The organism is Rugamonas apoptosis, from assembly GCF_014042355.1.
GTDB lineage: Bacteria > Pseudomonadota > Gammaproteobacteria > Burkholderiales > Burkholderiaceae_D > Rugamonas > Rugamonas apoptosis.
This window is the reverse complement of record NZ_JACEZU010000003.1, coordinates 398,781-416,229: the sequence shown is the minus strand read 5'-3', so window position 1 is coordinate 416,229 and position 17,449 is coordinate 398,781. Positions and strand designations below refer to the sequence as shown.

Here is a 17,449-nt window from a genome sequence, read left to right as displayed (position 1 = left end):
GCGGCGGCCCCGCGCGATCGTGCGCGGCGGGGCATGGGAATGACCGCTATTAATCAGGCCAGCGCTTCCTTGGCCGCTTCCTCCGGGGTCAGTCCGTCGTAGAACTGGTCGGTGAACCACTCCACCTGTTCCTCGATGTGTTCTTGCGCTTGCTCCTGGGTGGCGCCGCCGGCCACCAGGAAACCTTCCACTTCGATGCACCACTGGATCAGTGCCATCGTTTCCGGGTCCAGCTCTTCTTTCTTCTTCGCCATGATGTTGCCTTTTGTGCTACGGGGTGAATGTCAGCCGACAGTGTAGCAGTTTCGCCGCACCACCCCGCCGATTAGGGCTGGTCCTCGAATGGGCGGGGTGACGCTTCACCGGGCGGGGTACAGCACCACCTGCAGGTAGTTATCCATGTCGAAGTAGCGGCGCGCCGTCTGTTTCAAGTCCGCCGCGCGGATGGCGCCGGCCCGCTGTTCGTACGTGAGCAGCGCGGCCGGATCGGTGCCGTTGACCAGGGCCAGCTGCAACTGCCCCAGCCAGTAACCATTCTCGCGCAAGCCCTTGTGGTAGTTGCGGGACCAGCCGGCGCGCACCTTGTCCAGGTCCTCCTGCGTGACACCCTGTTCCTTGACCTTGGCGATTTCCGCGAAGGTGGCGGCGATCACCTTGTCCACGTTCTCCGGGCCGCACGGCAGGTTGATGCTGATGGCGTAGCCGCCATATGGCACCTTGGTCAGCGCACCGGACATGCCGCCACCGTAGATCAGCCCCTGCTGCTCGCGCAGCACTTCCAGCAGCTTGATGTTGAGCGCCTCCAGCAGCGCCTGCAGCCGCATCTGCTCATCTTCCGAATACTCCGCCGTGCCTGTGAAGGTGAGCGAGATGGTGCTCTTGGACTCCGCGCCCATCCGCACTTCCTTCTTGACGACGCCCTTGATCGGCCGCACACCCCAGTCCTTATACTGTACCGGTACGTCCGGCGCGGGCAGGCCGCCCAGGTAGGTGGCCACCAGCGGCTTGATGCGCTCCACATCGAAGCTGCCGACGATGAAGAAGGTGAAGTCCTTGGCGCTGGACAGGCGGCTGCGGTAGATGTCGAACACCCGGTCCAGGTCGAGCCGGTCGAAGTCTTCCGGCCGCGGCGCGCGCGCCACCCGTACATTGTTGTCGTACAGGGTGCCGACGATGGTGTCGCCGAAGACCGATTCGGGACGCGACAGGCTGTTGCGCGCCAGTTCCTTCTGCTTGCCCACGAAGGAATCAAAGATGGCCCGGTCGCGGCGCGGTTGCGTCATCTGCAAGTATGCCAGTTGCAGCATGGTTTCCACGTCCTCCTTGCCGGACTGCCCACCGAGCACCTCACTCAGGTTGCTGACGGTGGCGCTGGTGCTGGCGGCCTTCCCTGCCAACACCTTGCCCAGATCCGAGGGCGAATAATCCTGCAGCCCCATTTGCCCGACGATGGCGCTGGCGTAGCGCGCGCTGACGAGATCCTGTTCGCCGAACAGCGACTGGCCGCCAAAGCGCAGCGCCGACAGCAGCACCTGGTCGTTATTGAAGTCGGTCGGCTTGAGCACCACCTTGACGCCATTGCTCAGCGTGAGCCGGGTCAGCCCCAGCGCCGCGTCCACGCTTTGGCTGACGATGGCGCCAGCCTTGGGCGGATGCGCCATCAGCGTGCTGGCGTACACCTTCTCGGCCTGGGCCTGCACAGGTGCGCGCTCGGCCGCCGCCACCGCCGCCAGCAGCTCGGCCTGGACGGGAACGGGCATCCCGCCCTGGTCGCTGCCGGCATAAATCACCAGCTTGTCGCCACCGGTAGGAATCCCGGCCCGCGCGGCCGCGTTGACTTCGGCCAGCGTGATGCCCGGCACCAGCTGGCGCGCGTAATCGTATTCGTTGGCGATGCCAGGTATCGGTTCCTGCTCCAGGAAATGGCGGATGTACTCCGCCGCATAGCCGGCCGAATTGGATTTATCGCGCTCGTTGTAGCCGCGTTCAAAACTGCGCAGCATATTCTTCCTGGCCCGCTCCAGCTCGGACTCCGTGAAGCCGAACTGGCGCGCCCGCTCGTCCTCCCGCACCAGCGCGGCGATGGCCGGCGCCGCGCCGCCCTTGCCCAGCACGGCGCCGGCCCGGAACGAGCGATAACCATGTGCCACCTTGCTCATGCTGCTGCCGCCCTGGATGAACGGCGGGTCGGCCTGCTGCGTCAATTCCGCCATGCGCTGCCCCAGCATGGCGCCGTACAGGCCCTCGATCAGGCTGGCGCGGTAATCGCCCACGGTACGGTGGGCCGGTTCCGGTTCGACCCCGTAGCGGATCAGGACACTGTTGCTGTTGGCTTCCTTGTCCGTCACCACCACGCCTTCGGACGCCTGGCGTTGCGGGATGACGGCATAGTCGCGTCGGCGCTCATGGACCGGATTGGCCAGCGCGCCGAAGTGGCGCTCCACCATGCGCTGCGCCGCGGCCGGGTCCACGTCGCCCACTACCACTACGGCCATCAGGTCGGGCCGGTACCAGTCATGGTAAAAGCGCCGGATCGCCTCGGGACGGAAGGTCTTGATGATGTCCTCCTTCCCGATCGGCATGCGCTGCGCATAACGCGATCCGTTCATCAGCTTGGGCATCAGCACCTTGTTCATGCGGTCCTCCAGCCCTTTGCCCAACCGCAGTTCCTCCAGCACGATACCGCGCTCGCTGTCGATATCGGCGTCGTTGAACGACAGGCCGTGGGCCCAATCCTCCAGCACCTGGAAACCCTGCTCCACCACCTCCGGCCGCTCGGTGGGGATGGGCAGGATGTACACCGTCTCATCGAAGCTGGTGTAGGCATTCAAATCGGCGCCGAACTTCACGCCTATGCCCTGCAGGTAGGACACCAGCGCATTGCGCTTGAAATGGGTGGAACCGTTGAACGCCATGTGCTCGGTGAAGTGGGCCAGCCCTTGCTGGTCCTCGTCTTCCAGGATGGAGCCGGCCTTGATCACCAGCCGCAGTTCCAGCTTTTGCTCGGGCCGTGCATTTTTCTGGATGTAGTAAGTCAGGCCGTTGGCCAGCTTGCCCACCTTGACCTGCGGCCCGATAGGCAGCGCGTCGGACAGGGCCAGCGGGGCCCCGGCGGCATGAACCAGCGCGGAACAGGCCAGCAGCACGGCGGCGATGGCGGCGCGCGAAGATGGTGAAATCATCATGGATGCAATTCAGTTAACAAGGCAGTTACAGTACACCGAATCGCGCAGTTGAGGTTGCACTACATCACTGTCCGGCGGTGCGTACCGGTTCACTTCTCACCGCCGCGCCGCGCGCCATGGTCAAATCGGAAATGTTAGACTGATAATATGAACCCATCCACCTCCACCCTCGCCGCCGCGCGGCGCCTGGAAGCGGCCGGCCGCTCCTGGCTGGCCAGCTGGTGGCGTTTGCTGCATTTCGCCGTGCGCATGTGGGGCATGGCGCTATCGCCATCGAGCTACAACAGCGCCAACCGCCCGGCGCTGGCGCGACAGGTGGTGCAAGCCACCGCGCCCAACCTGCTGTGGTTCACGGTACTGTCGGCGTTGGTGAGCATCGTCCTGATCCGCATCGTGGTCGTCACCTCGCAAAGCTACGGCCTCACGCGCTACGCGCTCGCGCTGGTGGTGCGGGTGCTGGTGCTGGAATTGATCCCGTTGACGGCGGCCGGTTTCGTCGCCCTGCGCGCCACCCTGCCGGCCGGGCTGGAATTTTCCCAGCGTCGCCAGCACAATCACGCGGCCGCTCCCGACGCGGATCAGTTGCGCACGGCGTTCTTCCCCCGCGTGGCCGCTGGCATCTTCGCCGTCTGGCTGCTGGCGGCCATGAGCTGCGTGCTGACGCTGGCCCTGGCCTACCTGTCCATCTACGGCTTCACCCCGTGGGCCCTGCCCGCCTACACCCGCGCCGTCGGGCAGATCTTCACGCCCGCCGTGTCCCTGATCCTGGTGCTCAAGATCGTGTTCTTCAGCTTCGCGGTGGGCCTGATCCCGATGGCGTCCTCGTTTTATGACGAGAGCTACCGGGGCAAGCTCACGCACGGCCTGTCCGACATGGTGCGCCTGTTCGCCGTGCTGCTGCTGGTCGAAATCGCCTCGCTGATGGGCAATTACTACTGAAAGAAACCGTCATGACCGACACCTCCCTCCCGCCGCCGGACCCCGCGCCAGTACGCAACGCCGAACTGAAGGCCGGCCTGCTGTTGGCGCTGATGGTGCTGCTGGTGGCCGCCACCGCCCTGTACCTGATGTATGCGCGCGGCGCGTTCGAAGCGACCCAGCGCCTGCTGCTGCAAGCGGACGATTCGGAAGGCGTGGTGGTGGGCATGGACCTGACCTACGCCGGCTTCCCCATTGGCCGGGTGCGCCGGATCGAACTGGCGCCGGACGGCAAGGCCCGCGTCGTGCTCGACGTGCCGCAAAAAGACGCGCACTGGCTGCGCAGCTCCAGCGTCTTCACGCTGGAACGGGCCGTGGTGGGCGGCGCCAAGCTGCGCGCCTACAGCGGCGTGCCCACCGATCCGCCGCTGGAGGACGGCGCCCAGCGACCGCTGCTGGTGGGCGACGCGACGGCCGAAATCCCCCGCATCCTGTCGGCCGTGAAGGACGTGCTGCAAAACCTGAACCAGCTGACGGCTGACGGTTCGGCGCTGGAAGCGAGCCTGCGCAACGTCAAGGGCATGACGGACAAACTCAATGGTCCCGGCGGCGCCATGAGCCTGGTGGCGGGCGACGACAAGAAGGCGCAACTGTTGCTGCAGCGGGCCAGCGAGCTGCTGGTCACGGTGGACGCGGCAACGCACAAGGCCGACCAGCTGATGGCCCATGCCGACAGCCGCCTGTTCGACAAGAACGGCATGGTGAACGACGCCCAGGACACGGTACGCCAGCTCAACGCGCTGCTGGCCGACGCGCGCACCAGCCTGAAAAAGGCGGACGCCGTGCTGGCCGACGCGCAAGTCATCAGCGGCAATGCCCGCGTCGCCTCGGCCGACCTGGGCACGCTGCGCGCCGAAGTGGAAACGAGCTTGCGGCGGGTGGAACAACTGGTCAATGAAATCAACCGCAAATGGCCGTTCAAACGGGACACGGAGATCAAGCTGCCATGAAAGCGCACACCACGGCATGGGCGGCCGCCCTGACACTGCTGGCCGCATGCGGCAACAACCCGCCCCAGCCCGACTGGCAAATGAACGCCCACAACGCCATCGAGCGGGGCGTGTCGGCCTACATGGAAGGCAACGCGCTGGTGGAAACGGCTGAATTCAGGCGCGCCCGCGAACAGCTGGCCAGCACCGGCAAACCGGAACTGGTGATACGGGCGGAACTGGTGCGTTGCGCGGCCCGCGTGGCGTCGCTGGTGTTCGACCCCTGCCCCGGTTTCGATCAACTGCGGCAGGACGCCGGCCCGGCCGACCTGGCCTACGCGGCCTATCTGGCCGGCACCTTGCGCGCGCAGGATGCGGCCCTGCTGCCGGAACAGCACCGCGCCGTCGCCAGCGCGCAAACGGATGCGGCGGCTGCTGCGGCGGCGCAAGCCATCAACGATCCCCTGGCGCGGCTGGTGGCGTCAGGTGTGCTGCTGAAGACAGGACGGGCCACGCCGGCCGTGCTGGCGGGCGCCGTCGATGCGGCGTCGGCCCAGGGCTGGCGCCGGCCCCTGCTGGCGTGGCTGGGCGCGCAAGCCTTGCGCGCGCAACAGGCCGGCGACACGGGCGAACAGCAGCGTATCCAGCGCCGCATCGATCTGGTGCTGGAAAAGCGCTGAGGCGCCCCGCTCCTTCAGCCGCTTATTCGGCGGCGCGCGCCGCCGCTTCGCGCAGCTTGTCCTTCTTGCTCTTGCGCTTGCCCTTGATGCCGCCGTTGATGGTGTCCGTCACCGAAGCCGGCGCGACGACCGGCGCCGTCTCCTTCGGCTCGAAGCCTTCCACCTGTTCGCGTGGCAGCAGGATGTCGTTACGGTTTTCGATCAGGCGGAAATGGGCTTCCGTGTCGGCGCTCACGAAGCTGACCGCCACCCCGCTCTCGCCGGCGCGGCCGGTGCGGCCAATGCGGTGCGTGTAATCGACGGCCGAACGGGGCAGATCGTAATTGACCACCGCCGGCAGGCGCGCGATGTCAATGCCGCGCGCCGCCACATCGGTCGCCACCAGCACCTGCAAGCGGCTGGCCTTGAAGTCGGCCAGCACCTCGGTACGCGCGCCCTGGCTGAATTCTCCGTGGAAGGCCGCCGCCCGGATGCCGTTGCGCTGCAGTTTGTCCGCCACATGTTCGGCCGCGTACTTGGTGGCCACGAACACCAGCACGCGGGGCCACTTGTGCTCCACGATCAGGTGCTTGAGCAGCTGCGTGCGGCGCGGTGCGTCGACGAGGATGGCGCGCTGCGCGATATCGGGCTTGCTGACCGGTTCGGACAGCACTTCGATACGGGCCGGTTGGTGCAGCATGCCATCGGCCAGCGCCTGCACTTCCGGCGGGAAGGTGGCCGAGAAAAACAGGTTCTGGCGCTGCTTGGGCAGCAGCTCCAGGATGCGCGCCAGTTCCTCGCTGAAGCCCAGGTCCAGCAGGCGGTCGGCTTCGTCCAGCACCAGCATGGCGGTGCGCGAGATCTTCAGCGCGTTGTGGTCGAGCAGATCCAGCAGCCGGCCCGGCGTGGCCACCACGATATCGGCGCCGCCGCGCAGCGCCATCATCTGCGGGTTGATCGACACCCCGCCGAACACGATGGAGACTTTGACCTGCATCGGCAGGTGCTGCGCCAGCTTGCGGATCGATTCACCCACCTGGGCCGCCAGTTCACGCGTGGGCACCAGCACCAGGCCATGCAACTGACGGGGACCACTGCGGTTGTCGAGCAGCGACTGCAGCAGCGGCAGCGCGAAGGCGGCCGTCTTGCCCGAGCCGGTCTGCGCCGCGCCCAGCACGTCTTCGCCGCGCAAAATGGCGGGGATGGCGGCGCGCTGGATCGCGGTCGGCTCCTGGTAGCCGATTTCGGCCACGGCGTTGATAAGCGAGGGAGCGAGGCCCAGCGAGGTAAATGACATGACGGCCTTTGAGCGTTGATTCTGCAATAAATAATCCGCAAGTATACAGCGCACGGCCGACCGAGGGCATCCTCGATTGCCCTGGACAGCCTTTTCATGGGAATATAGGCACCTGCGGTTATAAAACGCATAACAATAACGATTTGAGACCACGCTGATGATCAACTGGGATGCCCACGCCTGTTTGCCACAACACCCGCAAGCCGACTTCACGCCGGTGGACCAGTTGCACGCGGCCGGGGTGAATTACGTCTCGCTCAACGTGGGCGCGGATATGAACCCGCTGTCGCAGGTCATGTCCGTGATCGCCGGCTACCGCGCCACCATCGCCGCCCACCCGGAACGCTACGTGCTGGTATCGAGCGTGGACGACATCATCCAGGCCGCCGCCGACGGCCGTATGGCCCTCAGCTTCGACCTGGAAGGCGCCATGCCGCTGCTGGAGCAACCCGAGATGGTGGCCCTGTATGCCCAACTGGGCGTGCGCCAGATCCACTTCGCCTACAACCGCAACAACAGCGTGGCCGACGGCTGCCACGACGTGGCGCGCGGCCTGACGGGACTGGGGCACCGCATGGTGGCCGCCGTCAACGATGCCGGCATCCTGATGGATTGCTCGCACACGGGCCGCCGCTGCAGCCTGGAGATCATGGCCGCCTCCTCCAAGCCCGTCATCTTCAGCCACGCCAATCCGCTGACGCTGGTGCAGCACGGCCGCAACGTGAGCGATGAACAGATCCAGGCCTGCGCCACCACGGGCGGCGTGGTGTGCGTGTCCGGCCTGTCGTGGTTCCTGGGCAGCGAACGCCCTTGCGCGGACGACGTGGCGCGCCATGTGGCCTACATCGCCGAACTGGTAGGCCCGGCGCACGCGGGTATCGGCCTCGATATCTGCTTCCAGCAACCCGGCCTGGACGACACCCCGCCCGGCGCCTTCGATCCTGGCCACTGGTGGCCCGCGTCGGCCGGCTACGACGCCAGCCGGCCGCCCACCTTCACGCCGCCATCCGTATGGCGCGAGCTGGCGCCGGCCCTGCGCCGCACCGGCATGAACAACGCGGAAATCGAGATGGTCCTGGGCCGCAACATGATGCGGGTGGCACAGCAGGTCTGGAGCGCGCCACCGCAGCTGCTGAAGGCGGCGTGACGGCGGGCCGTCAGCGGCCTTCCCCCTGATAGGATGCCACCGGCAGCCACTGCGCCACGCCCCAGGCGAATTCCGGCACAATGAACAGCCAAAGCAGCGGCGCCCCGGTATTTACCAGCGCCCACGCCATCCATGTCGCAAACAGCATGCGCGCCGTGCCATCGTAGCGGCCGAAGCGCCGCTGCGGGTCCGTCAGCCGCAATACCGACCATACCAGCACCACGCTGCCCAGCAGGCAGGCGAACAGCACGTGAAACGGCCCGAACGCCGGCAAGGCCGCACCACCCAAAGCCTGGTTGATGGTTGACAGCTGATCGTGCGCCAGCGCGAAGCTCCACGGCGTGGCGAAAGGCGCCGTCACCAGCAGGTCGTACAGGGCGCTGCCGAAGACGATGCGCCGAAATGTGGTTGAAGATGGAAATGCCATGCCCGCTCCCTAAAAAAGTAGATGCGGCCATCCTAAAGCCTGGAGTACACTCCAAGGTCAACCCTTTTTTGGAATTCCCACCATGCGTATCGGAGAAATCGCCAGCGCCACGGGCCTGAGCCGCGACGCCCTGCGCTTTTATGAAAAACGCGGCCTGCTGCAGGCGCACCGGAGCGAGAACGGCTATCGCCAATATCCGCCCGAAGCCGTGGACTGGCTGCGCTACATCCGCATGGCCCAGTCACTCGGGTTCACGCTCAAGGAAATCGAAGCCGACCTGCCGCTGCTGGCCGCGCCGGAAGCATCGGCGCCGCAGTTGCGCGCCGCGCTGGCGCGCAAACTGGAAGAGATCGACCGCCGCATCGACGGTTTAGGCGCCCTGCGCGCCGGCCTGGCGCGCAGGCTCGATGAAACGATGGCGGCCTGCCCGCTACAAGCGGCGCGCTGAATCATGACGCGCGGCGCCTAGCGGCGCTAGGTGTGCATCAACGGGTAGATGGCCAGTCCGATCAAAGCGGCCGCCGCGACGATGAGCGGCTCGGGTGTCTTCTTGAACTTCAACAGCACGCCCGCCGTCACGATCGCCAGCGCGGCCGTCGGAATATCGACGATCGAACGCATGGCCAGCACCACCACCGATCCGGCGATGGCCCCCACCGCCGCCGCCGTGATGCCATCGACGAAGGCCAGCAACGCCGGGCGCTTGCCGTACTTTTTGAAGTGCGGCGCGGCGATCACGGTCACCAGGTAGCACGGCACGAAGGTGGCGCCGGCGGCGAGCATGGCGCCGGGCAGTCCCGCCACCAGGTAGCCGATGAAGCCGGTCGTGATGACCACCGGCCCCGGCGTGATCATCGCGACCGCCACCGCATCGACGAACTGCTTGTCGTTCAACCAGTGGAATTCGGTCACCACGCCCGCATACAGGAACGGCACCACCGCCAGCCCGGAGCCGAATACGAACGCGCCGGCCTTGGCGAAGAACAGCGTGAGCTGCAGCAGCAGATTGCCGTCGGCGCCGGCGAACACCTGCAACGGCGGCAGCACGGGCGCCAGGCCCAGCGCCGTGGAATGGAAGCCGGGCTTGATGCGGACCAGCCAGACCAATACACCGGCACCGATAAACAGCCACGCGATTTCGGATTGGGTGATGATGGTGATCGCCGCCAGCGCGGCGAAGATGGCCCACAGCAGCCGGTCCTTGCCCACATTTTTTGTCGCAAGCTTGTGCGCGCTGATGGCCATGATGCCGATCACGGCGGCGCCCACGCCGTAAAACACGGCCTGCATCCAGGCCAGCCCGCCGTACAGACGGTAGGCCCAGCCCAGCGCCACCACCATGAGAAACGACGGCAGCACGAAGGCGAATCCGGCGACGGTGGCGCCTATCACGCGGTAATGGACGTAACCGAGATAGATGCCCAGTTGCGCCGCCAGCGGCCCGGGCGCGATCTGCGACAGGGCCAGCCCTTCCTTGTAGTCGGCCTCGGAGATCCAGCCGCGCCGCTCGACCAGGTCACGCTGCATGTAGCCGACCAGCGCCACCGGGCCACCAAAGCCCAAGGTGCCCAGCCGCAGGAAATAGCACATCAGTTGCCACAAACTATATGACGGCTGCTTCGTCACGGATGTATTCATGTTGTCTCCTCAATCTGTACCGCCGTATCGCCCTGGAACGACAACAGCAGGCCGTCGAACACGGCGCATGCCGCTTGCAGTAATTGGTCGTCATCCCCGATGGATTTGCGCAGCCCGGCCAGCACGCTTTCGACTCCGGCCGCTTCTGGCGGCTGCACCCCGCCCACGTCCAGGTAATGCACCAGTTGCCCCAAACGCCGCAGCGCGGGCGAGTCCAACGAAAAACTGGCTTGCAGCACCTCGAAGCTGACACGATCGGCCACATGAGTGAAGGCGGCGCCGTCGAAGTCGAATCCCAGCGCGTCCGGCGGGCAATCGGCCGGCGCGGCGATCCAAAGGATGACCGCTTGCGGGTCGATATGGCGACGGATCAGCCATGCGCACGCCAGCCGGTCCACCCAGGGACGGCGCCGGGTGGCCCAGGTGCGGCCCTGGTAGTCGGCGACGGCCAGCCGCGCGATCATGCATTCGCTGGCCTGCGGCTCGTCGGGCGACGACAGCCTGGCACAGGCCAGTTCCAGCTCGCCCAGCGCAAGAGCCGTGCGCGCCTGCGCCCCGGCTGGGAAGTAATCGATGTCAACGATGGCGGCGAACGCCTTGCGCAGCTTGCGCGCCAGCTTCAGCACCTCCGGCAGGCAGCTTTCATCCAGCCGCGCGCGGGCCGTGCCGATATCGGCCATCAGGGCCGCGTGCTCGGCGCCACGGTCGAACAGCGCCGCCACGTCCAGTGCCGGCGGCGGGGTGACGTCCATGACATAGGCCATGCCGCCGCTCTCGGTCACGTCGGCGGCGATGGCGTCGAGCGCGGCGCGGCAATCCGGCCGCGCCGGCATCAGGTACACCCCGTCACGCAGAACAGCGGCACCACACGCACGCAGGGCGCGCCACGCGCGCATCCGCGTGGCCGCGTTCTCGGTTGGCAGGGAAAGGATCAGTAGCAGCATGTTCATGAGTAAACATTACTACATTAACGTTACATTCGCTACTCAATTCCTAATCTTCACCGACAAACGCCGTCGCGCGGCCTACAATGGCGACCTGCCTTGGCTATTGTCCGTTTTGTTATTTCGCTTGCGCCCCATGACCACACCCCAACCACATCGCTCCGGCATCGCCGCCGCCATTGGCGCGGCCGTGCTGTTTGGCGCCGGCACGCCGCTGGCCAAACTGCTGCTGGCCGGGGTTCATCCCTGGATGCTGGCGGGCTTGCTGTATCTCGGCTCGGGCATCGGCTTGACGCTGTATCGCCTGATCAGCCGCGCGCAACCGGCCCGGCTCGCGCCTGGCGAAGCGTGGTGGCTGGCCGGCGCCATTGCCAGCGGGGGCGTCATCGGCCCCGTGCTGCTGATGCTGGGCCTGTCGGCCATGCCAGCCTCCGGCGCCTCCCTGCTGCTCAATGCCGAAGGCGTGTTCACGGCGCTGTTGGCGTGGTTCGCATTCAAGGAGAATGTCGATCACCGCATCGCGCTGGGCATGGTGGCGATCGTGGCGGGCGCGCTGGCGCTGAGCTGGCCCGGGCAGGCGGAGTTCTCCGGCCTGTGGCCCGCCCTGGCCGTGCTGGGCGCCTGCCTGGCCTGGGGCATCGACAACAACCTGACCCGCAAGGTGTCACTGTCGGACGCCACCTGGATCGCCTCCGTGAAAGGTTTATCGGCCGGCGTGGTGAACCTGGCGCTGGCGCTGTCGATGGGTGCCGCCGTGCCGGCCTGGCCGAACGTGGCCGGCGCCATGCTCGTGGGTTTGCTGGCCTATGGCGTGAGCCTGGCCTTGTTCGTGGTCGGCTTGCGCCACCTGGGCACCGCGCGCACCGGCGCCTATTTCTCGATCGCGCCCTTCATCGGCGCGCTGCTGGCCGTCTTATTGGGCGAGCCGGTCACGGTGACCATGCTGGTCGCGGGCGCCCTCATGGCGCTCGGCATCTGGCTGCACCTGACGGAACACCACGCGCACGTGCATACCCACGAGGAGCTGGAGCACGAGCATGAACACGTGCACGACGAGCACCACCAGCATGCGCACGATTTCCCGGTGGCGCTGGGCACCAGGCATAGCCACCCGCACCGGCACGCGCCGATCACGCATAGTCATGCCCATTACCCGGACATCCACCACCGTCACGAGCATTGAGGTGGCCACGGCCGGACGCCCGCCGCTCGCCGCGCCTTAGAACGCACCCACGTAGTTTTCCGCCAGCGCCGTGGCCAGTGCGCGCGAGGCCACGATATTGTCCAGCTCCGCGCGCTGCATTTCCCGCTCGAACGGCGTGGCGTCCGCGAAGGTGTGCATCAGGCGCGTCATGGTCCACGAGAAGTACTCGGCGCGCCAGACCCGCTTCAGCGCATCGGCCGTGTAGCTCTGCAGGCGCTCTTCGCTACCCTTGCGATAGAACTGCTCCAGTCCGCGCGCCAGCAATGCCACGTCGGAGGCGGCCAGGTTCAAGCCCTTGGCGCCGGTCGGTGGAACGATGTGGGCCGCGTCGCCGGCCAGGAACAAGCGCCCGCCCTGCATCGGCGTGGAGACGAAACTGCGCATGCCGATGATCCCCTTCTGGAAGATCTTGCCCTCATTGAGGCGCCAGCCGTCGTTGGTTTCGGTGCGCGCATGCAGCTCGGCCCAGATGCGATCGTCGCTCCAGTTGTCCACGCGATCCGTGGGATCGCATTGGAAGTACAGGCGCTGCACGGTCGGGGTGCGGGTGCTGATCAAAGCGAAGCCCCGTTCGTGCTGGGCGTAGATCAATTCATCGGACGAAGGCGCCGATTCCACCAGGATGCCGAACCAGCCGAACGGATAAATGCGCTGGAAGTCCTGGCGCTGCTCCTGCTGCGGCATGGAGGGACGCGACACGCCATGGAAGCCGTCCGCACCGACGATGAAGTCGGCCGAGATCCGTGCCGATTCGCCGCGATGGGTAAACGTCACCGAAGGCGTTGCCGTTTCCACGTCATGCACCGCCACCTCACTCACCTCGAACAGCACCTGCCCCTGCGCCGCCAGGCGCGCGGCCACCAGATCCTTGATCACCTCATGCTGGGGATAAACCATGATGGCCTTACCCGTCAATTCCGTCAGGTCGATGCGGTGGCGCTGGCCACCAAGGGCCAGTTCGATACCACGGTGCAGCGCGCCCTCGCGGTGCATGCGCTCACCCACGCCCGCCTCGTCGAGGATGTCCATCGTGCCTTGTTCCAGCACGCCGGCGCGGATGGTGGCCTCGATGTCCTCGCGCGAGCGCGATTCGAGCACGATCGATTCAATGCCCCGCAGGTGCAGCAGGTGGGATAACAGCAGGCCGGCCGGACCGGCGCCAATAATCGCGACTTGAGTGCGCATGATTTGTCTCCAATATGGTTTGAACAGGCCTTCATCGTAGCGTTGGAGAGGGACGAAAAGAATGGATGAAAGCCGCTAAAACTTGTACTATTTGTACATCCATCGTGAATCCACCAGCATGCCGAAATCACCCTTCCCCTCCGCCACGGATATTCCCACCTTCGCCCTATATGGCGAGCAACAACGGGCGGAAAACGCCGAGCTGGTGCACATAGAGCTGATCGAAACGCGCAGCCGCGTGCATCAATGGCACATCGCGCCACATACGCATGCGGGATTATTTCAGGTACTTTTTTTATTTGGCGGGGAAGTCCGGGCGAACGTCAGCGGCGCGCTGTGGGAATGCGGCGCGCCGGTGGCCATCACCATCCATCCGTCGGTGGCGCATGGCTTCGATTTTTCGCCTGAAGCGCACGGTTATGTGCTGACCGTGGACCAGAACGTCGTGTTCTCGGCGGCCGAAAGCCGCGCGAATCTGTTCTCATCGCTGTTCGTCGCGCCGCTGGCCATCGACCTGGCGGGACAGCCGGAGATGCTGGCCAAACTCGACCAGTTGCTGCAACACCTGATCGCCGAAGCGGCGTGGCCCGAAATCGGCCACACGCTGATGCTCGAATGGCTGGCCCGCAGCGCCCTGCTGCTGCTGGTGCGCGCCCACGCCGAGCGCCGTTTCTCCGACCAGTCCGGGCGCGGCGAGTTTGAACTGTTCAGCCGCTTCCGCGACGAGGTGGAGCGCCGCTTCAAGGAACAGTGGCAGCTGGCCCAATATGCCGACGCGCTGCGCGTGACGCCAACCCGGCTGAACCGCCTGTGCCTCAAGCTGGCCGGCAAGTCCGCCTTCGACCTCACGCAGGACCGGCTGATGCTGGAAGCCTGCCGCAAACTCACCTACCTCCCGGCCAGCATCGCCAGCATCGCCTACGAACTGGGCTTCCAGGACCCGGCCTATTTCAGCCGCTTGTTCAAGAAACGCATGGGCCTCAGCCCCAAGGAATTCCGCCGCACCTGAACCGGCCAGGCGCCGGCTGTCACGCGCTGAATTCTTCCGTATCGATTTCCGTCTGGGTGGCCGCGTTGTAGCGCGCGCCGGCCACGGTGCCGGGGTTGACCAGCGCTTCCAGCCGCGCCACGATGTCCTCAGACAGGCGCAACGACGCCGCCGCCATATTCTCCTGCAAGTGCCCGACCGTACGAGTACCGGGAATGGGCAGGATATGAGGCGCCTTGTGCAGCAGCCACGCCAGCGCCAACTGTGCCGGGGTGCACTCCGCTTCGCGCGCCAGGGCCGTGTAGTCCGCCAGCCAGCGCAGGTTCGATGCCAGATGCGCACCCTGGAAGCGCGGCATGGCCCGGCGCAAGTCCTTGGCCACGAACGCTTCCGCCGTGGCCACATCCGGCACGGCGCCGGCCAGGAAGCCCCGGCCCAACGGGCTGAAGGCGACCAGCGCGGCACCCAGCTCGCGGCACGCTTCCAGCACCGCGATCTCGGGATTACGGGTCCACAGCGAATACTCGGACTGCACCGCCGCCACCGGATGCATGGCGTGCGCCCGGCGCAGCGTGTCGGCCGATACTTCGGACAGGCCGATGGCGCGGATCTTCCCTTCCCGCACCAGCTCCGCCAGCGCGCCCACGCTATCCTCGATGGGCACGTTGCGGTCCCAGCGATGCAGGTAGTACAGGTCGATCACGTCCGTGCGCAAGCGCCGCAGCGCTTCCTCGCAAGTCTTGCGTATGGCCTCAGGCCGGCCATCGATCACGCGGCGCTTGACGCCATCCTCGCCGGTCACGCCATCCATGCCGCACTTGCTGGCCAGCGTGAAGCGCGAGCGGTGTGGCGCCAAGGCCCGCCCCACCAGCGTTTCGCTGACACCAAAGCCATACAGCGCGGCCGTGTCGAAATGGGTGACGCCCATGTCCAGCGCCGCCAGCAGCAGCCGCTCCGCATCCGGTGCGGACAGCGGCTCGCCATAGGCATGGCACAGGTTCATGCATCCGAGGCCGATCGCCCCGACCTGGAATGGTCCCAGCGCGCGCGTTTCCATCTCAGTCCTTCAATTGCTGTTCGAGCTGGTGCAGCACGGCGTAGCACGGCAGCACCTGGGCCACGCTGCCATTGGGCTCGCGGCCTTCGCGGATGGCGGCGAAGAATTCGCGGTCCTGCAGCTCGATGCCATTCATCGACACGTCCACTTGCGACACGTCGATCTTCTGTTCCTTGCCGTCCACCAGGTCGTCATAGCGGGCGATGTAGGTGCCGGTATCGCCGATGTAGCGGAAAAAGGTGCCCAGCGGCCCGTCGTTGTTGAACGACAGCGACAGCGTGCAGATCGCGCCGTTGGCGGCCTTCAGCTGGATCGACATGTCCATCGCGATGCCCAGCGTTGGGTGGATCGGGCCCTGGATCGCGTTGGCTTTCACCACCGGGCTGCCGCACTGGTAGGCGAACAGGTCGACCGTGTGCGCAGCGTGGTGCCACAGCAGGTGGTCGGTCCAGCTGCGCGGCTGGCCCAGCGCGTTGATGTTGGAGCGGCGGAAGAAGTAAGTCTGCACATCCATCTGCTGGATATTGAACTCGCCCGCTTCGATCTTGCGGTGCACCCACTGGTGGCTGGGGTTGAAGCGGCGGGTGTGGCCGCACATGGCCACCTTGCCTGTTTCCTTCTGCACGCGCAATACTTCCTCGCCGTCCGCGAACACGTCGCACAGCGGAATCTCGACCTGCACGTGCTTGCCCGCCTTCATGCAGGCGATGGCCTGGCTGGCGTGCATCTGGGTCGGCGTGCACAGGATCACGGCGTCCACCGCCGGCAAGGCCAGCGCGTCGTCCAGCTCCGTCGTCACATGGGGAATGGCGTATTTCGCCGCCACCGCCTTGGTCGCGTCCAGGTCACGGCTGACCAGCGAGACCACTTCCACGCCTTCGATCTGGGCGATCGCGTCCAGGTGCTTGATGCCGAAGGCACCGGCGCCAACCAGCGCCACTTTAATGGTTTTCATTCAGGAGTTCTCCAAAATCAGATGGCCGACGGCGGTATTGGACGCCGGCACATGGTAAAAGCGGTGCTTGAGCGTGGGCGCGGCGCCGCCGTTCACGTCCGCCATGGCGCCGCGGGCGATCAGCCACATGACCAGTTCGATGCCTTCGGAGCCGGCCTCGCGCACGTAATCGATGTGCGGAATGGCGGCGGCGGCGGCCGGGTCGGCGATCAACTGGTCCAGGAAGGCATTATCCCACTCGCGGTTGATGAGGCCCGCGCGCGGGCCTTGCAACTGGTGGCTCATGCCGCCCGTGCCCCAGATCTGCACGTTGATGTCGCGATCGAACGATTCCACCGCGCGCCGGATGGCCTGCCCCAGCTGGAAGCAGCGCCGGCCCGACGGTGCGGGATACTGCACCACGTTCACGGCGAACGGAATCACGGGGCATGGCCAGGCGTCCGGTTGGCCGCACATCAGCGACAGCGGCACCGTCAAGCCATGATCCACTTCCATGCGGTTGACGATGGTCAGGTCGAAATCGTCCTGGATCACGCTTTGCGCGATATGCGAGGCCAGCTCGGGGTGGCCGACCACCTTGGGTACGGGGCGCTGGCCCCAGCCCTCGTCGGCGATGGCGAATTCGGCGCCCGTGCCGATGGCGAACGTGGGGATCATGTCCAGGCTGAACGCCGTCGCATGGTCGTTATAGACCAGGAAGATCACGTCCGGCCGGTTATCCTTCATCCACTGGCGGGAATAGTCGTAGCCGGCGAACAGCGGTTTCCAATAGTCGTCGCCGGACTTGCCCAGGTCCAGCGCGGCGCCGATGGCCGGCACGTGCGAGGTATAGACGGATGCGGTGATACGTGCCATC

General features: G+C 66.0%; 17 protein-coding genes. 7 read left to right on the top strand and 10 right to left on the bottom strand.

Annotated elements, in window-relative coordinates; translation table 11 throughout:
- Window positions 1-53: 53 nt before the first annotated feature.
- Together H3H39_RS08465 and H3H39_RS08460 are read right to left on the bottom strand one after the other, a co-directional pair.
- On the bottom strand, window positions 54-254 hold the full coding sequence (locus H3H39_RS08465) for a hypothetical protein (RefSeq protein WP_182152916.1): 201 nt from the start codon (window positions 252-254) through the stop codon (window positions 54-56).
- 105 nt (window positions 255-359) lie between these two features.
- On the bottom strand, window positions 360-3,185 hold the full coding sequence (locus tag H3H39_RS08460) for a M16 family metallopeptidase (RefSeq protein WP_311196876.1): 2,826 nt from the start codon (window positions 3,183-3,185) through the stop codon (window positions 360-362).
- A 147-nt stretch (window positions 3,186-3,332) separates the two neighbouring features.
- Between H3H39_RS08460 and H3H39_RS08455 the strand changes: the two genes are divergently transcribed.
- From H3H39_RS08455 to H3H39_RS08445, 3 genes are read left to right on the top strand one after another with little or no spacing between them, the layout of a single operon-like run.
- Complete coding sequence (locus H3H39_RS08455; protein WP_182152915.1) at window positions 3,333-4,124, top strand: MlaE family ABC transporter permease; 792 nt, start codon at window positions 3,333-3,335, stop codon at window positions 4,122-4,124.
- An 11-nt stretch (window positions 4,125-4,135) separates the two neighbouring features.
- A complete protein-coding gene (locus tag H3H39_RS08450) occupies window positions 4,136-5,113 on the top strand; it encodes an MlaD family protein (protein WP_182152914.1) in 978 nt (325 codons plus the stop codon).
- Entirely contained in the window at window positions 5,110-5,772 is a 663-nt protein-coding gene (locus H3H39_RS08445) for a hypothetical protein (protein ID WP_182152913.1), read from the top strand. Before H3H39_RS08450 ends, H3H39_RS08445 begins: the two co-directional genes overlap by 4 nt.
- Before the next feature lie 22 nt (window positions 5,773-5,794).
- Here H3H39_RS08445 and H3H39_RS08440 read toward each other — a convergent pair whose 3' ends face one another.
- On the bottom strand, window positions 5,795-7,048 hold the full coding sequence (locus H3H39_RS08440; protein ID WP_182152912.1) for a DEAD/DEAH box helicase: 1,254 nt from the start codon (window positions 7,046-7,048) through the stop codon (window positions 5,795-5,797).
- A 157-nt stretch (window positions 7,049-7,205) separates the two neighbouring features.
- Between H3H39_RS08440 and H3H39_RS08435 the strand changes: the two genes are divergently transcribed.
- Entirely contained in the window at window positions 7,206-8,195 is a 990-nt protein-coding gene (locus tag H3H39_RS08435) for a dipeptidase (protein WP_182152911.1), read from the top strand.
- 10 nt (window positions 8,196-8,205) lie between these two features.
- Here the strand turns inward: H3H39_RS08435 and H3H39_RS08430 are convergent, their stop codons facing one another.
- Window positions 8,206-8,622, bottom strand: coding sequence for a hypothetical protein (locus tag H3H39_RS08430; RefSeq protein ID WP_182152910.1), 417 nt, complete (start codon window positions 8,620-8,622; stop codon window positions 8,206-8,208).
- An 82-nt stretch (window positions 8,623-8,704) separates the two neighbouring features.
- Here H3H39_RS08430 and H3H39_RS08425 point away from each other — a divergent pair, with 82 nt between their 5' ends.
- Window positions 8,705-9,070 carry a MerR family transcriptional regulator gene (locus H3H39_RS08425; RefSeq protein WP_182152909.1) on the top strand — a complete coding sequence of 122 codons (366 nt, stop codon included), beginning with the start codon at window positions 8,705-8,707 and terminating at the stop codon, window positions 9,068-9,070.
- Window positions 9,071-9,096: 26 nt separating this feature from the next.
- On the opposite strand, the gene H3H39_RS08420 is transcribed toward H3H39_RS08425, so the two are convergent.
- Window positions 9,097-10,260, bottom strand: a complete 1,164-nt coding sequence (locus H3H39_RS08420; protein ID WP_182152908.1) for a chromate transporter — start codon at window positions 10,258-10,260, stop codon at window positions 9,097-9,099.
- Window positions 10,257-11,210 (bottom strand): chromate resistance protein ChrB domain-containing protein, encoded by a 954-nt coding sequence (locus H3H39_RS08415; protein ID WP_182152907.1) that lies wholly within the window; start codon window positions 11,208-11,210, stop codon window positions 10,257-10,259. Before H3H39_RS08415 ends, H3H39_RS08420 begins: the two co-directional genes overlap by 4 nt.
- A gap of 130 nt (window positions 11,211-11,340) precedes the next feature.
- On the opposite strand from H3H39_RS08415, the gene H3H39_RS08410 reads away from it, so the two are divergent.
- Window positions 11,341-12,387 carry a DMT family transporter gene (locus tag H3H39_RS08410; RefSeq protein WP_182152906.1) on the top strand — a complete coding sequence of 349 codons (1,047 nt, stop codon included), beginning with the start codon at window positions 11,341-11,343 and terminating at the stop codon, window positions 12,385-12,387.
- 36 nt (window positions 12,388-12,423) lie between these two features.
- Here H3H39_RS08410 and H3H39_RS08405 read toward each other — a convergent pair whose 3' ends face one another.
- On the bottom strand, window positions 12,424-13,593 hold the full coding sequence (locus H3H39_RS08405) for a 4-hydroxybenzoate 3-monooxygenase (RefSeq protein WP_182152905.1): 1,170 nt from the start codon (window positions 13,591-13,593) through the stop codon (window positions 12,424-12,426).
- A 118-nt stretch (window positions 13,594-13,711) separates the two neighbouring features.
- Here H3H39_RS08405 and H3H39_RS08400 point away from each other — a divergent pair, with 118 nt between their 5' ends.
- Window positions 13,712-14,602, top strand: a complete 891-nt coding sequence (locus H3H39_RS08400) for a helix-turn-helix domain-containing protein (RefSeq protein WP_182152904.1) — start codon at window positions 13,712-13,714, stop codon at window positions 14,600-14,602.
- Between the two features lie 19 nt (window positions 14,603-14,621).
- Here H3H39_RS08400 and H3H39_RS08395 read toward each other — a convergent pair whose 3' ends face one another.
- Genes H3H39_RS08395 through H3H39_RS08385 form a run of 3 tightly spaced genes read right to left on the bottom strand, consistent with a single transcriptional unit; the run spans window position 14,622 to window position 17,448 of the window.
- Window positions 14,622-15,638, bottom strand: a complete 1,017-nt coding sequence (locus H3H39_RS08395; protein WP_182152903.1) for an aldo/keto reductase — start codon at window positions 15,636-15,638, stop codon at window positions 14,622-14,624.
- Window position 15,639: 1 nt separating this feature from the next.
- On the bottom strand, window positions 15,640-16,593 hold the full coding sequence (locus H3H39_RS08390) for a Gfo/Idh/MocA family oxidoreductase (protein ID WP_182152902.1): 954 nt from the start codon (window positions 16,591-16,593) through the stop codon (window positions 15,640-15,642).
- Complete coding sequence (locus tag H3H39_RS08385) at window positions 16,594-17,448, bottom strand: class III extradiol dioxygenase subunit beta (RefSeq protein WP_182152901.1); 855 nt, start codon at window positions 17,446-17,448, stop codon at window positions 16,594-16,596.
- Between the last annotated feature and the right edge of the window lies 1 nt (window position 17,449).